This window comes from Foetidibacter luteolus (assembly GCF_009650435.1).
In the GTDB taxonomy this organism is placed as follows: domain Bacteria; phylum Bacteroidota; class Bacteroidia; order Chitinophagales; family Chitinophagaceae; genus Foetidibacter; species Foetidibacter luteolus.
The window spans coordinates 182,066-199,804 of sequence record NZ_VVIP01000067.1 but is presented as its reverse complement, the minus strand read 5'-3'; the positions used below and the strand labels follow the sequence as shown (position 1 = coordinate 199,804).

Below are 17,739 nucleotides of genomic sequence, written 5' to 3'. Positions count from 1 at the left end.
AACGTTCAAGGTTAGCGGCTGCGCCGCTTTACAGAACTATGTAGCTAACAGTGGTATAACAACACCTGCTCAGGCTAACATTTACCGGGTAGCTTTACAATTCAAACTTATAGCCCACTCCTTTTACTGTTGTTACGCAATCAACACCTAGTTTCTGGCGTATTTTACGTATGTGAACATCTATGGTCCTGTCGCCTACAATTACATCAGTTCCCCATACCTGGCTTAATATTTCGTTGCGTAAAAACACACGGCCGGGTTTGGAAGCCAGCAGGTACAGCAGCTCAAATTCTTTTTTGGCCAGTACAATTTCACTGCCGTTAATGGCAACAATAAAGCGTACAGGGTCAATGGTTATGTTGCCAACAGTAACAGTTTTACCATCTTCCTTGTTAATCCGGCGAAACAAGGCATTTACCCTGCTAACCAGCACTTTAGGGCTAATGGGTTTGCTTACATAATCGTCCGCGCCGGTATCAAGGCCTTTAATGTGCGAAGATTCATCGCTAAGGGCTGTAAGAAAAATAATCAAGGTATCCTGAAAGGCTGGTAACGACCGCAGCAACTGGCAAACTTCAATACCCGTTTTGTAAGGCATCATAATATCCAGTATTATCAGGTCGGGCTGTAGTTTGCGGGCCTGTTCCACAGCATCGTTGCCATCTTTGGCTGTATAAGTTTCATAGCCTTCCTTAGCAAGGTTATAGCTAATTATCTCAAGTATATCCGGTTCATCGTCAGCAATTAATATCTTTTTAGCCTTGTTTTCCATTAACAATATGTTTACACAAAAATAATTTTACAACCCTCGCGGATAGCTAACGTTTCATTATATAATTGTTAAGCGTAGTAAACGTAGCTTTGGTAAACTTTTTGCAAAGTATAAAGAAATATATGAACGTTAGAATGAGAACACTTTTAACCGCGACCTTTTTCCTAAGCCAGATAACTGCTGCCGTATCCCAATCCGCCGCCACTGAAAAAAGTGAAATACCGCTGATGCGGCAGATATATCACCAGAATATTGATAAATCACAACAGGAAATATTCTCACTGGATGGCACTAAAGACGACATGTTTAAGCCCTCCGCCGATGAAGAAATTAACCTACAGATTAACCATGCGGCCACAATAGAGATAGATAAGTTACAGGATTTATTGGAATCAGACTCAACTTTTGACAACAATGAAAAAATAAAATACCTGCGCAGCCTTCGGGATTTGCTGGCGGCATTCGCCTCAGATTTCAAATCCAGGCGGCTAAAAGGGGCTTTGTTTATTGACGTTGTGGAAGCTTTTAAAGAAAGTATGCAACTACAGCGGAACAATGAGAGTTTGCTGCCCGTGATTAAAAAGAACCAGATGGAAACAGGCGAAATACTGATGAAGTGCTTTGCTTTTAAGGAGAATGTTGGCGCAGCGGATTGCAAAGACGAACTGTTACTGAAGTATTGCGACCGGCACCCCGATCGTATTTTAGTCACCCTGAGCAATAACCAGCAGGTACCCTTTAGGGACAGCCTGATTATAAAAACCGCTTATACCCAGCAGGAAAACCTGTACAATTTTGCCGCGGCCCCTAATTCTTTCGCCAGCAAAATTGCCGGCGTGGATGAGCCCCTGGTACGCATTATAAGCAAAATGGCCAGGATGAAAACAGGCCGCCAGTATTTTCCTTTCCTGGATAACCTGTACAAGGGCAAGGTAACTTTTGAAGAGATTGACGCCGTAATGGAAGACGATGAAAAATATTACAGCCTGCTGGTTAAAACCGAGCTGGATTATGCCAGCCGCCTGGTAAAAAGAGATACACCCATGGCCATGCAAACGCTAACCAATAAGCTGGCCATAAAAGGCAAGGAAGTGTACATTAATGAAATAAATGGCCTGCATGAATTACCGGATAATGTAAGGTTTAAAAAGATAGATAAACTTAGCCCGCAGGAGTTGTATTACCTGGCCGTACTGGGCGAAGAAGAGATTTACACTTCCAGTTACGTACGTGGCGTATATCCCAGGCTGTGGAAGGCTAAACTGAAAAAAGGAGACAGCTTATTAATGAGTGTCTCTTTTGATCATTTCAAGAAGTTTATTAAGGTTGCAGCCAATTATAATACCCTGGATGATTTTTTGGGAAAGATGGAACAAGAGAACGCTGAATTGCTGATGAAAGCGTTTGTTAACAGGCTTGATAAAAAAACGGGTGTAGATAGCCTGGAAGATGCCGTAGATGTGGCCAACTCTTTTGCCAGTATCTACGATAACAAACTGAAAAGCCTTATTTTAAACCAGGTAGGTTATAACCTGCAGCAGGCGAAGCAAACACATAACCTAAAGGCGGAACGCATTTACAGCATCCTGAATACCATTTTCCTGTCAAACGAGCCGGATAGTAAAATAGACCTTACTGCTTCACTGGGCATTCCTCCTGTTTATACCATGCCCAACAAGTTGATGAAGGATACCGCCGGAAGAATTATAATACAGCAATTTTTTTATGGGGATAAGGATGGAAAAAACGTATTTAACGCATTTCTCGGGCATGTAAGCAATGGCAACTGGAAAATCATTAACAACCCGCAATGGGTTGAAGTGAGATCTTTAAAAGGAACGCCGGTAACCATATTTTCCAACAGGGCGTTAGATGAGGAAAAGGGCCTTGATGAAGAAGCGCAAACTGCCATGCGCACCTACATGTCTGACCATGATTTGCAACCCAGCATGATAATACACCGTGGGCACAGTTATTACCTTAATACCACGCTTAAATACCTGCAGCCTTCCGCACGGGTAATATTGTTGGGTAGCTGCGGTGGTTACCAGAGCCTTAGCACTGTATTAAATACCTGCCCTTCGGCGCAAATTATCTCATCCAAACAAACAGGAAGCGGCTTAATAAACGGCCCCATGATTGATGTGATTATCGAAACGCTGCGTAGCAGCAAAGACCTTAACTGGCCTGTAATGTGGAAAGGGCTGGAGCAAAGGCTTAATAACCCGCTGTTTGCAGATTATGTTCCACCGTATAAAAACCTGGGTGCAGTGTTCATTATGGCGTATAAAAAGCTGGAAGAGAGAGAAGCAGAAATGGAAAATTGAGTTACCGGGTTAAGACCATAGCTGCAGATTTTAATAAGCTTTTTGATGATGGCGTGTTGGTGATGGTATTTGCAGAATTGCCATAACCTATACTGTGGGAAAAGCTGCGTATTGAATCCAGACGCACACGAGTGCGACGCAAGTAAAGCCCAATGCTTGTCCTGCCGCCGGGCCCATAAAAATTCACTTAACCCAGCAACCTGTAACCAGCAACTGGTTTACGAACTCTTTTTAGCCAGCGGAATTTCTATGGTAAATGTACTGCCCTTGCCCAGGGTACTGTCAACCTTAATCTTTCCTTTGTGGGCGTCAACAATGGTTTTTACATAGCTCATGCCCAGGCCAAAACCCTTAACGTTGTGCACGTTGCCGGTGTGGGCACGATAGAATTTTTCAAAAATACGCTTAACGGTTTCTTTGCTCATGCCAATGCCATTGTCTTCAATGCGTATCACCAGGTTTTTGCTGGTGCTGTGGGTAGAAACGCGTATGTGCAGGCTTTCCTTGGAGTATTTAACGGCGTTATCCACCAGGTTGTTTATCAGGTTGGTAAAGTGTACTTCGTCGGCAATAATAAGGTCGTTGGATGCATTCAGCAGCATTTCGGCGGAAGCGTTCTTTTCCTGCAACTGCAGGTCAAAATTGCTCATTACCCTGGTGATAATTTCATGCACGTGAATATCCCGCATGTTCATTTTGATGTCTTGCCGCTCCATTAAGCCCGCCTGCAGAATGGTTTCCACCTGCTTGTTCATGCGCTTGTTTTCTTCTTTAATAATGCCGCTGAAGTACTGCATCTTTTCTTTATCCGCCTGCACTTTTTCATTCTTCAGCGCATCCACCGCCAGCGATATGGTGGCCAGGGGCGTTTTAAACTCATGCGTCATGTTATTGATAAAGTCGCTTTTTACCTCGCTAAGTTTGCGTTGGTTAAGCATGGTACGTAACGTAAGGTAAAAGGCTGCTATAATAACCAGTGTAAAAATACCGGCCATAATAACCATCCAGGTAAGCGATTGCCACAGTTGCGATTTTATGTCCGGTATAATAATCCAAAGGTTTTCATAAGCCATCAGGCCCTCCATCAGCGATCCGGTTTCCGGCACAATGGGAATAAGGCATTGCCGGTTATTCAGTGTATCGCCGTATTCACTTTTAAAATTTTTCGATTGCAACTCCACCAGGTAATCGTCGGAGTTGGATGTGATGGCATATTCAAAACGCAGGTATTTAAGACCTTCAACGGCCAGGGCATTCTTTATTTTTTCGTAGATCTCGTAATCGGTATAACGTTGAGAAATGGTGGGTGGTTTAATCAGGTTAAACCTTAAATCTTCCGGCAGCAGCCCAAAGTTATTCTTTCGCTTCAGCCGCATAGATGGCCCCCCGGAAGCCTGGTTGCTTAACTCCTGCATTACAGAAAAACCGGCCTTGTTTACACTGAACAAAAGCTGCTCTTCCCTTACCAGTAACAGGTTTTTAAACCAGGAAATCTGAATGGCGATAATACCCAGCAGCGAAAGTGTGATTAGCAAAACAATTACCGGTAAAATTTTCTTCATCGTGGGCAAAAATAATTTATGGCTTACAGGCAGTGCAGCCGTTGGGTGCTATTTGTCTTCTTTTTAACAGGTATAAATATCAGTATAATTAATTTCACCGTTGAAACGAAATTTGGTAATTTAATACTATGGCAGAAATTCTCCCCGGAAAAATATTGATAGCAGACCCTTTTCTGAAGGACCCGAATTTTATGCGTTCCGTTGTTTTCCTGTGCGATCACCAGCCGGAAGGCAGTTTTGGCTTTGTTGTTAACCGCAAATACGAGCAGGTAATCGGAGACCTGGTACAAGACCTTGAGGGCTGCGATTTTCCTGTTTTTTACGGCGGCCCCGTGCAGCAGGATACTGTACATTTTTTGCACCAATGCCCGCATTTGATAACAGGCGGCGTAGAAATTATTAATGGCATTTACTGGGGCGGCGAGTTTGAGGAAGTGGTAAAATACATTAATACCAACCAGTTACAGCCTAATATGATACGTTTTTACATTGGGTACAGTGGCTGGGGTGAAGGCCAGTTGGCCGGCGAGTTAAAAGAAAAAAGCTGGCTTACCACCGATGGCAACAAAAAGCTGGTGTTTCACCGCCATACAGATTTAATTTGGCAGGATGCCCTGCGGCAACTGGGTGGCGAGTATGAGCAGCTTATCAATTATCCTATAGACCCGCAACTGAATTAAGCAGGAAAATTTTATGGGCCCGGCAGCAGGACAAGCATTGGGCTTCGCTTGCGTCGCACTCTTGTACGTTTTGTCCGCTATTCAGCAGCCTTGCCAGCCCGGCCACAGCTTTTTTGCAGATCTTTCATCTAAAATTGTACTTGCACCAACGTACTTCTAACTTCGTTTTTTTACATCGTACATCCCACATCTTACATCGTACATTTAATATTATGCTTCAAAACAGTATTACCCAGCTATTCGGCATTACCTATCCAATAATACAGGCCGGTATGGTTTGGGCCAGCGGCTGGCGTTTGGCCAGCGCTGTAAGCAATGCCGGGGCCCTGGGCCTAATAGGCAGCGGCAGTATGTACCCCGATGTATTAAGGGAGCATATTCAAAAATGCAAGGCGGCAACCAACAAGCCTTTTGGGGTTAATGTGCCTTTACTGTACCCTGACATTGAAAAACACATAGACATTATTATACAGGAAGGTGTAAAGATTGTGTTTACTTCTGCCGGTAACCCCAAAACCTGGACGGGCATTTTGAAAAGCCAGGGCGTAACTGTTGTACATGTGGTAAGCAGCAGCCGGTTTGCCAGGAAAGCGCAGGACGCCGGGTGTGATGCTGTGGTGGCAGAAGGTTTTGAGGCGGGCGGCCACAATGGAAGAGAAGAAACCACCACCATGGTATTAGTGCCGGCAGTAAAAGCAGCTATAACTATTCCTTTAATTGCGGCTGGCGGCATTGCCAACGGCAGCCAAATGCTGGCGGCTATGGCATTGGGCGCAGATGCTGTACAGGTAGGCAGCCGGTTTGTGTGCAGTAATGAAGCTTCGTCTCACCCGGAGTTTAAAGATGCGGTGGTAAAAGCAGAAGAAGGCGATACCCTGCTAAGCATGAAAAAAGTAGTGCCGGTGCGCCTGCTAAAAAATAAGTTCTTCCAGGCTGTTAAGGAAGCCGAAGCTGGCGGGGCCAACAATGAGGAGTTGGTGCAACTGCTTGGCCGGGGGCGAGCTAAAAAAGGCATGTTTGAAGGCAATCTTGACGAGGGGGAACTGGAAATAGGCCAGGCCAGCAGCCTGATAGCCGATATTAAACCTGCCTCGGATATTGTTAGCCAAATGTGGCAGGAGTTTGAGCTTGCCAGGAAAGCATTGTGCCTTAATGCATAAAATAAAACCGCCGGGCTTACGGGCCCGGCGGCATATATATTATAGTTTCAAGGGTTACTGTTAGGGTTAGGGTGTTTAAGGTTAGGTTGAAAAATCCAGGTTAAGGTTGAAAATAAGGTTAAGGTTGAAAATTCTGGTTGGTTGCCCAAAACAATGGGTGTTTTTTATATGTTAGCGTCTTTATTGTCATTCTTAAATCCTGGTGCAAGATAAAAACCTCAGAAGCGGAAGGCAATGTGTTTTTCCTCAAATTTTACTGTGATTTTTCACGGTGCCTGCGCCGGTTAGTGCCTTTGCTTTACTGTGGCCGCAGCAACGCCGTAAAGCGCTGCTGCATCATCTGTTTTTCAACTGTAGCCATAGTGTGTTTTTGTATATGTTAGCAAGGAAACCGGGTGCAAATTACAAGCGCACACAGGCGCAGCAAATGGTATTTTTCAGGAAAAATGCTGTGATTTTTCACAGGGCAGTCAACGTGGCAGGTAAGTAGTTGGCAAGTAACAGGTAAATGCTTTAAACAGCGGCTATTGCCGGTTTTAAACGATTATTCAATTTAAGTGTGCATGCTTACGCTGCATCTTTTTTCAGCAGCCTCTTCAGCCGCTCGGTTTCGGCCTTCTTCACAAAGTTTTTAATGTAGGTGTCTATGTTATCGTTGGGTATCAGTTGGCCGTTGTTATCAAAGCGGCAAAGTTTGGCAAATGGTATCAGTTGGCCTTTCTTTTCCGGTACGCCATACTCATCGCCGTAAGCGGTAAAAAACTGCAGGGCAGCCAGTTCAGGCCAGCGGATAAAATCAACATCACGCAGCAGTACGGGCAAAAATGAAAAGCCGGGATTGGCTTTTTGCAGCTCAAAAAAGCGGTTTACTTCGTGCTCCTTAATAAAAGACGAATCTATAAAAGCGGCGCTTACCAGGAGCACGGCAAAATCGCTTTGGGCTACCGAGCCCTGTATCTGGTCAAACCAACCGCTGCCGGTTTCAATATGGCGGTCTGTCCACAATTGCCATTGGGAATGTGTGTCAAGCTGTTCGTTAAAGATGTCAAAGTATGTTTTGTCTTTATGGGCATAGGATATAAATGCGGATGGCGGACCGGCTTGCAGCACATTTTTTTCGCCACTTAAATCTTTCATTTGCTGCGCTTCTTTAGCGGGCTTTTCCTGGGGGCTTACAATGGTGATGGGCTTTTCAAAAACAATGTCTTTTACCCTTTCCTTGCCATCAACAGTTCTTATGGCAGACACTTTAAGCACCAGCGGAAAAGTACCGCTTGCCAACGGCGTTACATAAAACACCCATTCAGTAAAGCTGTCTGCATCAACCGGTTGCTCTGTGGCGCTGACTGATTTAATGGCGAATGCCGGGCTATCCGCAAGGTCAATCAGTTCTACACGCATCAGGCCCGCAAGTTTAATGCGGTCAACTTTTGCATCTTCTGTAAATGTATCGTCATCTTTTATGGTAGCTTCATCTTTGCCAATGCGTACTATGCATTTTTGCTGCTTTTTAACCACCATGCTGCCGGGTATATCGTATAAAATTTTGCCTTCGTCCAGCAGTGGTTTTTGGGCTGTTTTTTTTGGCCGGGATGCTTTTGGTTTTGCAGAGGTGCCCCCTCTTGTTATACTGTTTTTTTTGCCGTCGGCGCCGCCCGTTCTAGTCGTCACTGTATCGTCCGGCGGTTCAGCGCCTGCGGGCTGCGGCAATGCGGTTTCTACGCCTGAAAGCCGCTGTTGTTTTTGAAAAGCCTTTATCAGTTCCTGCACTTTTTCTTTAGAAACCCCGCCTGTACCGGTATCTGTTAACAGGTTAACTGAAACATAATTGGCAAAAGCTTTCTGAAAAACTGAAAGGGCCTGCGCTGCGGCTTCTGCAGCCAGTTCATTAGCGGAATATTTACCTAACAGCGTATTAAACTCCTTCACCAGTTTTTTGAATGCGGCGGTTTTGGCGGCAACAGGAAAACGTTTTTGTATTTCCTGTATAAGGGCCAATGTTTTCTTAAAGAGCGCTGTTATATCCATAATAATTCTTTTTTTGATAGCCGGCTGTGGTGCTGATAATAAAGATAATCAGTGTTTTTAAAGATACCCATTGCTCTTTTATCACTTGTTTTTCTACGGCAGCGGCACATAAACCTGCCCACAAACACCCAACAGGTTTCACCACCGGGTGAGGGATTGAAGCGGTTACCCCGCTGAAGCCATCGCAGCATGGCCTTTGTGGCGGAGTAATAGCGGAAAGCCCGGCCCCTTGCGCAGCTTGGGGGCACCCCATGATAATGTTAGATGTATGATGTGGGGTGTACGATGTAGCAAGTACGCAGTACTTAAATATTTAAGATGTTAGGAATACGATAGAAAAAAGTTGCCCGCCTCTCCCTCTCACCATTTACCACTCACCCACTTGCCATCAATAATTTTGGATGCACGATTTTAGGCGCAAGCACCTCAAATCAATCATCGTGTCACACCCAAGTACCTCGTACTTCTAACTTCGTACTTAATTCCCTGCCCAGCCTTCCCTGTCAAGGTTGCGGTAATGTATGGCTTCGGCAAGGTGTTCGGCTTTTATATCGGGGCTGGCGGCAAGGTCGGCGATCGTGCGGCTGACTTTTAGAATCCTGTCATACGCCCTGGCGCTAAGGTTTAACCTTTCCATGGCCTTTTTAAGCAGGGCTTCGCCGGCTGTATTAATGGCGCAAATTTCTCTTAACTGTTTACTGCTCATTTGGGCATTGGCGTACATGCCCGGGCTGTTTTTATAGCGCTCATTTTGCAGTTCCCTCGCTTTTATTACACGTTCTCTTATCGCTTCAGAGCTTTCACTTTTGCTGTTGGAATTGCTCAGTTCGCTAAATGCCACAGGCGTTACTTCCACATGCAGGTCAATCCTGTCCAGCAACGGGCCGGATATTTTGTTCAGGTATTTCTGCACGGCGCCTGGCGGGCAGGTGCACTCTTTTTCGGGATGGTTGTAAAAGCCGCAGGGGCAGGGGTTCATAGAGGCGATGAGCATAAAATTGGCAGGAAAATCTATGGCCATTTTTGCCCTGGAAATGGTTACCCTTCTTTCTTCCATGGGCTGCCGCATCACTTCCAGCACGGTACGCTTAAATTCCGGCAATTCATCAAGAAACAACACACCATTATGGGCCAGTGAAATTTCTCCGGGCTGTGGTACACCGCCACCGCCTACCAGTGCCACGTCGCTTACCGTATGGTGCGGAGAGCGGAATGGCCGTTTACTTACCAGTGAACTGTTTTCGGGCAGTTTGCCTGCCACGCTGTGAATTTTGGTGGTTTCCAGCGCTTCGTGCAGGCTTAGTGGCGGCAATATAGTGGGCAGCCGTTTGGCCAGCATGGTTTTGCCTGCGCCGGGCGGGCCTATCAGTATGGCATTGTGGCCACCGGCAGCGGCAATTTCCAGCGCCCTTTTAATATTGGCCTGGCCCTTAACATCGCTAAAGTCTATGTCAAATTCGTATTGGCTGCTAAAAAATTCGTCACGGGTATTCACCTCAACGGGCTGCAGGCTGTTTTCGTTGGCAAAAAAATCAATTACTTCCTTAATGTGCGATACGCCATATACCTGCAGGTTATTTACCATACCTGCTTCCCGGGCATTTTGTTTGGGTACAATCAAGCCCTTAAACCCTTCTTTGCGGGCCTGTATGGCAATGGGCAATGCACCTTTTATCGGCTGCACGGTGCCATCAAGGCTAAGCTCACCCATAATTACATAATCGCTCAGGCGTTCCGGTTCATCAATTTGTTCGCTGGCGCCAAGTACGCCAATGGCAATGGGCAGGTCAAAGGCAGATCCGCTCTTTTTTATGTCTGCAGGGGCCAGGTTTATTACCAGTTTGGTACGCGGCATGTGCAGGTTGTTGGTTTTAATGGCGGTTTCCACACGCTGCAGGCTTTCTTTTACGGCGCTGTCCGGCAGGCCAACAATAAAATAATTCTGGCCATTGCTTACGTTTACTTCAACCGTTATCGTAATTGCTTCCACACCATAAACGGCACTGCCAAATGTTTTTACAAGCATACGGATTGTTTGATGATACTGTTTTTATCCCGGTTTTGCGCCCTTTTCTTGTCACAGTTATTACACTGCGGGTGACTAAAGTTTAGGGGGTGCCCCCAAGCTATCGCAAGGGGTCGGGCAGAACTGCGTTCGCAACCTTCGTCAAAGCAACATTTAGTTGCTTTTTCTCGGTTGTGCTATTACTCCGCCACAAGGCCATGCTGCGATGCCTTCAGCGGGGTAACCGCTTCAATCCCTCACCCGGTGGTGCAGCATGTTGCTTCTTTTGTTTACAGGCTATAGGGCAGCCCTGCGGCCCAAAAGAAGCACCTGTTTTAGCGGGGCTCAAAGTAAAGATTATTCATCAAAACATTTGTGCCAGCACTGCTGTATTAAAAAGTTGGCTTTAAAATTTAAGCCATAATGTACCCGCCCAGGTGGCATAACCCGGTTTCATACCTTAAATAGTCATATAACCCCTTAAAACCCTTTTACATAAAATATTTCATTAACAAAACCTTTCCTACATTTGTTGCCTTATGATGGCAATGGAATACAATACCACAAGAAACCATCTTGTGATGAGAGAATATGGAAGGCATATTCAGAAAATGGTGGAATACCTGCTTACTGTAGAGGACCGTGAGAAAAGGCAGTTGCAAACCAAGACGGTAATTGAGTTGATGGGATTTTTAAACCCGCACCTGAAAAATGTGGAGGATTTCCGGCACATGCTGTGGGATCACCTTTTTTATGTGAGTGATTTTAGGCTGGATGTTGACAGCCCTTACCCGATACCGCAGAAAGAAACCTACAAGGCTAAACCGGATCCTATAAAGTATCCCAAGCGCTACCCGCGTTACTCGCACCTGGGTAAAAATCTGGAGCTGGTAATTAATAAAGCCCTTAAAGAGGAAAACCCAGAAAAGAAAGCCGGGTTTGCGCACTCCATAGCCTACTACATGAAACTGTCTTACAGCAACTGGCATAAAGAACTGGTGCATGATGATGCCATACGCGGAGAGTTGAACAATATTACCGGCGGTGCACTGGAATTCAGCAACACACCTTACATAAAGCACCGCAACCAGAATTTTGAGCGTGACGACTACGACAGGGGCGGTGGCAGAAGGAATTTTGGCGGCAGAGATAACCGTGGTGGTGGCAATGGCGGCAGGGACAACCGCAATAACAACCGCGATATGCGTGGCGGCGGCCGGGATATGCGTGGTGGCAGTGGCCGCGATAACCGCAACAATAATAATAACCGCGATAACCGTAACCAGGGCTTTAAGAAGCGCTTTAAATAAATTTATCCAAAATATAGTCTAAAGGCATTATGAACCGGAAACGGTTGTAATGCCTTTTTTGTTGGTTGTTTTGGTTTAAGAAAACAGATACCTCTTGCGGGCACCTGTATAAAAAGAGTGTCTTAAAAACAAACTTGCCGTTATCTGCTACCGCTGTTCTTATATACCAGTGGCACAAAATATGCCGTACAAACTACATATCTTAGCAAAATGCCATTTAAACTACATGCACCTTATGTGCCCAGCGGCGACCAGCCGGAGGCAATCAGGCAGCTAACCGAAGGATTGAATAACGGTGAAAACTATCAAACCCTGCTGGGGGTAACAGGCAGCGGAAAAACCTTTACCATGGCCAACGTTATACAGAATACGCAGCGGCCCACCCTTGTTTTAACGCACAACAAAACCCTGGTTGCCCAGCTATATGGCGAGTTTAAACAGTTTTTCCCGGAAAATGCTGTTGGCTATTTCGTAAGTTATTATGACTACTACCAGCCGGAAGCTTACATGCCTGTACGTGATGTGTATATAGAAAAAGACCTGAGCATTAATGAAGAGCTGGACAAACTGCGCCTGCAAGCTACCAGTGAGTTGCTGAGCGGCCGCAGGGATATTATCGTGGTGGCCAGTGTAAGTTGCATTTATGGTATTGGCAACCCTACTGATTTTGAGAATGGTATTGTACGCATCAGCCGTGGGCAGGTGGTATCCCGCCAGGGCTTTTTACATGCGCTGGTAAATAGTTTGTACAACCGTACACAAATAGAATTTAAGCGTGGCACATTCAGGGTAAAGGGGGATACTGTTGATATTAACCTGCCCTATGTAGATTATGGCTACCGGGTTACCTTTTTTGGCGATGAAATTGAAGAAATAGAAAGTATTGATGTAAATACCGGCAGGCGCCTTGCCCCCGTGGAAAATGCTGCTATTTTTCCTGCTAATTTATATATAGCGCCTAAAGACAAACTGCAGCAGATTATTTACGAGATACAGGACGAAATGCGCATGCAGGTAGAGTACTTTAAGCTTACTAATAAGCCCATAGAAGCGCAACGGCTTAAAGAAAGGGTGGAATACGACCTGGAAATGATAAGGGAACTGGGCTATTGCAACGGCATAGAAAACTACTCCCGCTTTTTCGATGGTCGTTTACCCGGCACCAGGCCCTTCTGCCTGTTGGATTATTTCCCCAAAGATTTTTTATGTGTAATTGATGAAAGCCATCAAACCATTCCGCAGGTAGCGGGTATGTATGGTGGGGACCGTAGCCGAAAACTGATACTGGTGGAGTATGGGTTTCGACTGCCCAGTGCTTTAGATAACCGCCCTCTCAATTTCCATGAATTTGAAAGCCTTGTTGGCCAAACCGTTTTTGTCAGCGCCACGCCAGGCGAATATGAGCTGGAGAAAACCGGGGGCGTAGTGGTAGAGCAGGTAGTAAGGCCCACAGGATTGCTTGACCCGCCCATTGAAATTCGCCCATCTGTTAACCAGATTGATGACCTGCTGGATGAAATTGACAAACGTGTTACCAAAGGCGACCGTGTGCTGGTAACCACTTTAACCAAACGTATGGCGGAGGAAATGGATAAATACCTTACCCGCATCAACATAAAATCAAAATACATACACAGCGATGTAGATACGCTGGAAAGGGTAGAAATACTGCGCCAGTTGCGGCTGGGCGAAATTGATGTGCTGGTGGGCGTAAACCTGTTGCGTGAGGGGCTCGACCTGCCGGAAGTATCGCTGGTGGCTATACTGGATGCGGATAAAGAGGGCTTTCTGCGCAACGAACGTTCTTTAACACAAACAGCCGGCCGTGCAGCCCGCAATGTAGATGGCCTGGTAATTTTTTATGCCGATAAGATGACGGAGAGCATGCAACGTACCATAGATGAAACCACCCGCCGCCGTGAAAAACAAATTGCTTATAACCAGGAGCATGGCATAGTGCCTGCTACCGTTAAAAAAAGCAAAGAGCAGGTTTTTGCGCAAACCTCTGTTTTAGACATTAAAGGCTTCAATACAAAAAGCCCCTACGCCATACAGTCAGACGAAGATATCGTGCATCATACCGCTGCCGAAGAACAGGCTGAATACCGCACTATACCGCAGGTAGAAAAAGCTGTTGCCAAAGTAAAGAAAGACATGGAAAAAGCTGCCCGCGACCTTGACTTTATTGAAGCAGCCCGCCTGCGGGATGAAATGTTCCGCCTGCAAAAAGAACTGGAAGCTATGAAATAACTTTTCGCTTCGCTCCGCAAAAGAAAAGTTTTTATGAGCCCCGGCAGCAGGAGCAAATGTTTGGCTCTGTTTGCGTATGTTCCGGGAAGAACGATTCGGGGCACGCACTTCGGTGCATTCTTTTGTTTACTGTTCATTGCAACATCTGCATCCCGGTAGATGGCTGTTTTTCTAACAAGAGATTTACTTAAGGGAAAACGGTATTAACTTTCCGGCAACGTAAAAGAATTACCTTTAAGAAAACGTATTGAAACAATGATTATCCGTTTACCATTGAGATTTGAAGGCAGCAAAGGCGAAAAAAATTTGTACGCTTTGTTCGACAGCGGCGCAACTTATTCTTGTATTAATGATGAGTTGGTGGAAGAACTTGAGCAACCGTCTTCATTACATACCCCTTTACGGTTAGCAACAGCAAGTAATGCGACTTACATGGAAATAACCAGCAGGGCAACTTTGGATTTCTACCACGATGATGTGCGTCTTTCGGATGAATTTTTGGTTGTGCCTGGTTTAAGTGAAGAAGTAATTATCGGCGCCGCCACTATGCAGAAATGGAGGCTGAAGCTGGATTTTGAGCATGACCGTGTTATTGTTGACCCGAGGGTTGCCAAACTCATATTAATAAACCTGATTAAAAAGGATTGATTTTATCTCTACGCTCACAACTCGTAGCCCGTAACTCATAGCGTCCCATTTTATTGTTTTGCAAACAGTTTTTCCGCCATTTTAGCGTCGTGGCCGTAAATGTCTTTTCTAAAGTTAAGCTGCCCATCCTTATCAACCCAGGCGGTAAAATAACCTATAAATACCGGCACAGGTTTAGGTATGGTTACCCACTTTTCTTTGGGTAAATGTTCCAGGCTGTCAATCTTTTGTTTGGTGTAAGTAGTATCATGGCGCAGCAGGAACTGTGCCATCCATTCGGGCTCTGATATGCGTATGCAACCGTGGCTAAAACTGCGGTTGCTTTGGCTGAACAGCTCACGGTTGGGCGTATCGTGCAGGTAAATATCATAGCTGTTAGGAAAAAGAAATTTTACCAGGCCCAGTGAGTTGCCCCGCCCCGGCTTTTGCCTTACAATAGGCATGCTGCCGCTATACCCGGTAATCTCCATATTCTTTTGGGCAATGTAGTTAGGGTTGCGTTTTATGCCAGGCATTATTTCATTTTTTACAATACTGGCAGGTACATTCCAGTAAGGGCTAAAGACTACATATTTAAGGTTGCCGTTAAAAATAACAGTGCTGTTGGCAGATGTGCCTACAATCACCCGCATGCTGTGGTAAAGGGCACTATCCCGGTACACATGCAGCCTGTACTCCGGAATATTTACAAGAATATAAACAGAGTCTGTACGGGCGGGTACCCAGCGCAAACGTTCCAGGTTTACCAGCATCTGCTTAAGGCGTTCATTAACAGGTATGTTCAGCTCTTTTAAAAAACCTTTGCCTATAACACCATCCGTAGCAAGCCCCATACGGTATTGAAATGACTTTACCCCCTTAAATAAAGTGCTGTCTAAAACCTTGGAAGAATCCTGCTCTTTTAAATCGCCAAGCGCAAAAAGCCTTTGCCGTATCATTGGTATAATAGCCGCGGAATCGCCTTTCTTAATGGATTTTTCCGGGTAGGGTATAGAATCCCAGGGATATTTTTTCTGTATATCAAGATAAGTGGTAAGCATGGCCTGCAGATTGCGGTATTGCTCATTCAGCGGCACATACTTATCTGTTGCCTTCCCTTTGTTTTGTATAACGGAATCCAGTACGGCTGTAAGGTTAACTTTCTTGCGTGGTATAAACCATCCCAGTTCCTGCGCATCCACATCAATACCTTTATACACTTTGGCGGCATAGGTAAAAAACTGGCCGGTAAACTGCAATTCCGCTTTTAACAAGCCATCCCTGTCAAGATGGTGCAGGCTATCCTCCATAAATGTTTTAAAAGTTTTGTCAAGCTCCTTGTTAAAAAGCGAGCTGTCCTGCAGTTCGTAGATAGTACTGTTCAGCAGGTTCATAAAGTTAATAGCCTGTTCGCCAAGGCCGCTGGTGTCAAACCAGGCATATTCGTAATTGCGCTGTTTATAAAAATCGAAGAACTGGTTATGAAAACTGTCAAGCTTAGGGTATGTTTTAAGAAAGTTTACCAGTATAGAGCTGTCAAGAAAAAGATTATTAAAAGAAGTTTTTTTGGTAATGGTTGTATCTGCCACCACGGTTTTTTTACCGCCCTGGCTATTGCCGCAGGCCATCCAGAATAACGCCAGGGCCAGGGTTGAAATACAAATGCCTTTTTTCATCATGTGTACTAAATCTTTTGCGTGTTTGGTAACTGCAATTTAACGGTTGTGGCCGGAATTTATAAGCCAGGTTACATTACCGTTATTGTATTTTATTGTTTTCTCACTGTGCCTGTAAAACCTAACCATTTACCATCATCCGTATCCCGCTTATAAATTTACAAGCAACGCAACGGCAGTAATAGCCGCTGTTTCAGTTCTAAGCCGGGTGTTGCCCAGGCTTACAGGCGCATATTGTTGTTTAAGGGCCATCTCTATTTCTGCCGGCGAAAAATCGCCTTCAGGGCCGATTAACATTTGGACATTTTGAGTAAACCGCAGTTGACTAAGTGCATGTTTTGTGCCATTTTCTTCACAGTGCGCAACCAGCTTTTGAAGATAAACAGATTGTTGCACCACAGCCTCAAATTTTAAAGGCTCGTACAAGTGGGGCAACCAGGCTTGCTGGCTCTGCAACATGGCTGATACTACAATGCTGCTCATTCTTTCATGCCTGAAATGCTGCCGCTCTGTGCGCTGGCAAAGCAGCGGTATAATTTCGGTTACCCCAAGTTCGGTGGCTTTTTCCAGCAGCCATTCAAAACGGCTGGCATTCTTTAGCAGGGAAACAGCCAGGCTTATTTTGCGGGGTGGCGCAGGCTGGTAGTTTGCGGAAATTATTTCCACTTCCGCGTTTTTTTTGCCTGCATGGCTAATAATACAAGTAAACAGGCCGCCTTTGCCATCGGTTAGCTGTAATTTTTCACCAGCCTGCATACGCAATACCTGTATGCTATGCTTTGCTGTTTCTTGGCTTAATGAAAACGTTTTGTGTGCCCCGGTAACCTGTGGCTCGTAAAAATAAGGTAACGCCATGCTGCTGTTTAAGTCTGCTGCAAAAGTAAAGTTTATGCCGGTAGTTATAAGGCAACCCAAGGTTGATGTGTTTTGACATAGTGTATTTTTCAGGGGGTGCCCCCAAGCTGCGCAAGGGGTCGGGCTTTCCGCTCATACTCCGGCGCAAGAGCCCTGCTGCGATGGCCTCACCGGGGTAACCGCTTCAATCCCTCACCCGAAAAACAGATACCGGTTACCAGTTGCTGGTTACCAGTCTGTTGAAGTTTAAAAGGCTTATAATTTGTTTGAATGATGAAGTGCAGAAGGTTTGTAATACCCGCTCCTAACATTGAACAGTAGATGTTGCCGGTTACAGGTAGCTGGTTACCGGTCTGTTGAAGTTTAAAAGGCTTATAATTTGTTTGAATGATGAGAAGTGCGGAAGCTTTTTAATATCCGCTGTTAACATTGAACAGTAGATGTTGCCGGTTACAGGTAGCTGGTTACCGGTCTGTTGAAGTTTAAA

At 45.3% G+C, this 17,739-nt stretch carries 12 protein-coding genes; 6 read left to right on the top strand and 6 right to left on the bottom strand.

The window, feature by feature from the left end:
* Positions 1-94: 94 nt before the first annotated feature.
* The gene (locus tag F0364_RS22670; protein WP_153800101.1) at positions 95-772 is read right to left on the bottom strand and encodes a response regulator; all 678 of its coding nucleotides are present in this window, start codon (positions 770-772) and stop codon (positions 95-97) included.
* A gap of 134 nt (positions 773-906) precedes the next feature.
* Between F0364_RS22670 and F0364_RS22665 the strand changes: the two genes are divergently transcribed.
* Positions 907-3,099, top strand: coding sequence for a hypothetical protein (locus tag F0364_RS22665; RefSeq protein WP_153800100.1), 2,193 nt, complete (start codon positions 907-909; stop codon positions 3,097-3,099).
* Positions 3,100-3,317: 218 nt separating this feature from the next.
* On the opposite strand, the gene F0364_RS22660 is transcribed toward F0364_RS22665, so the two are convergent.
* Positions 3,318-4,661 carry a sensor histidine kinase gene (locus F0364_RS22660; RefSeq protein ID WP_153800099.1) on the bottom strand — a complete coding sequence of 448 codons (1,344 nt, stop codon included), beginning with the start codon at positions 4,659-4,661 and terminating at the stop codon, positions 3,318-3,320.
* A 128-nt stretch (positions 4,662-4,789) separates the two neighbouring features.
* Between F0364_RS22660 and F0364_RS22655 the strand changes: the two genes are divergently transcribed.
* Positions 4,790-5,341, top strand: coding sequence for a YqgE/AlgH family protein (locus tag F0364_RS22655; protein ID WP_153800098.1), 552 nt, complete (start codon positions 4,790-4,792; stop codon positions 5,339-5,341).
* A 113-nt stretch (positions 5,342-5,454) separates the two neighbouring features.
* Positions 5,455-6,501 (top strand): NAD(P)H-dependent flavin oxidoreductase, encoded by a 1,047-nt coding sequence (locus F0364_RS22650; protein WP_306452333.1) that lies wholly within the window; start codon positions 5,455-5,457, stop codon positions 6,499-6,501.
* A gap of 567 nt (positions 6,502-7,068) precedes the next feature.
* Here the strand turns inward: F0364_RS22650 and F0364_RS22645 are convergent.
* Entirely contained in the window at positions 7,069-8,529 is a 1,461-nt protein-coding gene (locus tag F0364_RS22645; protein ID WP_153800096.1) for a toll/interleukin-1 receptor domain-containing protein, read from the bottom strand.
* A gap of 478 nt (positions 8,530-9,007) precedes the next feature.
* Positions 9,008-10,555, bottom strand: coding sequence for a YifB family Mg chelatase-like AAA ATPase (locus F0364_RS22640; RefSeq protein WP_153800095.1), 1,548 nt, complete (start codon positions 10,553-10,555; stop codon positions 9,008-9,010).
* Between the two features lie 518 nt (positions 10,556-11,073).
* Between F0364_RS22640 and F0364_RS22635 the strand changes: the two genes are divergently transcribed.
* The 3 genes from F0364_RS22635 (at position 11,074) to F0364_RS22625 (ending at position 14,742) form a co-directional block, all read left to right on the top strand.
* Positions 11,074-11,844, top strand: a complete 771-nt coding sequence (locus F0364_RS22635) for a DUF4290 domain-containing protein (protein ID WP_306452332.1) — start codon at positions 11,074-11,076, stop codon at positions 11,842-11,844.
* Positions 11,845-12,054: 210 nt separating this feature from the next.
* The gene (gene uvrB, locus F0364_RS22630) at positions 12,055-14,094 is read left to right on the top strand and encodes an excinuclease ABC subunit UvrB (RefSeq protein WP_153800094.1); all 2,040 of its coding nucleotides are present in this window, start codon (positions 12,055-12,057) and stop codon (positions 14,092-14,094) included.
* 255 nt (positions 14,095-14,349) lie between these two features.
* Positions 14,350-14,742: a retropepsin-like aspartic protease gene (locus tag F0364_RS22625; RefSeq protein WP_153800093.1), complete on the top strand. Its 393-nt coding sequence runs from the start codon at positions 14,350-14,352 to the stop codon at positions 14,740-14,742.
* A gap of 50 nt (positions 14,743-14,792) precedes the next feature.
* Here F0364_RS22625 and F0364_RS22620 read toward each other — a convergent pair whose 3' ends face one another.
* Positions 14,793-16,400, bottom strand: a complete 1,608-nt coding sequence (locus F0364_RS22620) for a L,D-transpeptidase family protein (protein ID WP_153800092.1) — start codon at positions 16,398-16,400, stop codon at positions 14,793-14,795.
* Positions 16,401-16,547: 147 nt separating this feature from the next.
* A complete protein-coding gene (locus tag F0364_RS22615) occupies positions 16,548-17,312 on the bottom strand; it encodes an RsmE family RNA methyltransferase (RefSeq protein WP_235921213.1) in 765 nt (254 codons plus the stop codon).
* Positions 17,313-17,739 lie beyond the last annotated feature (427 nt).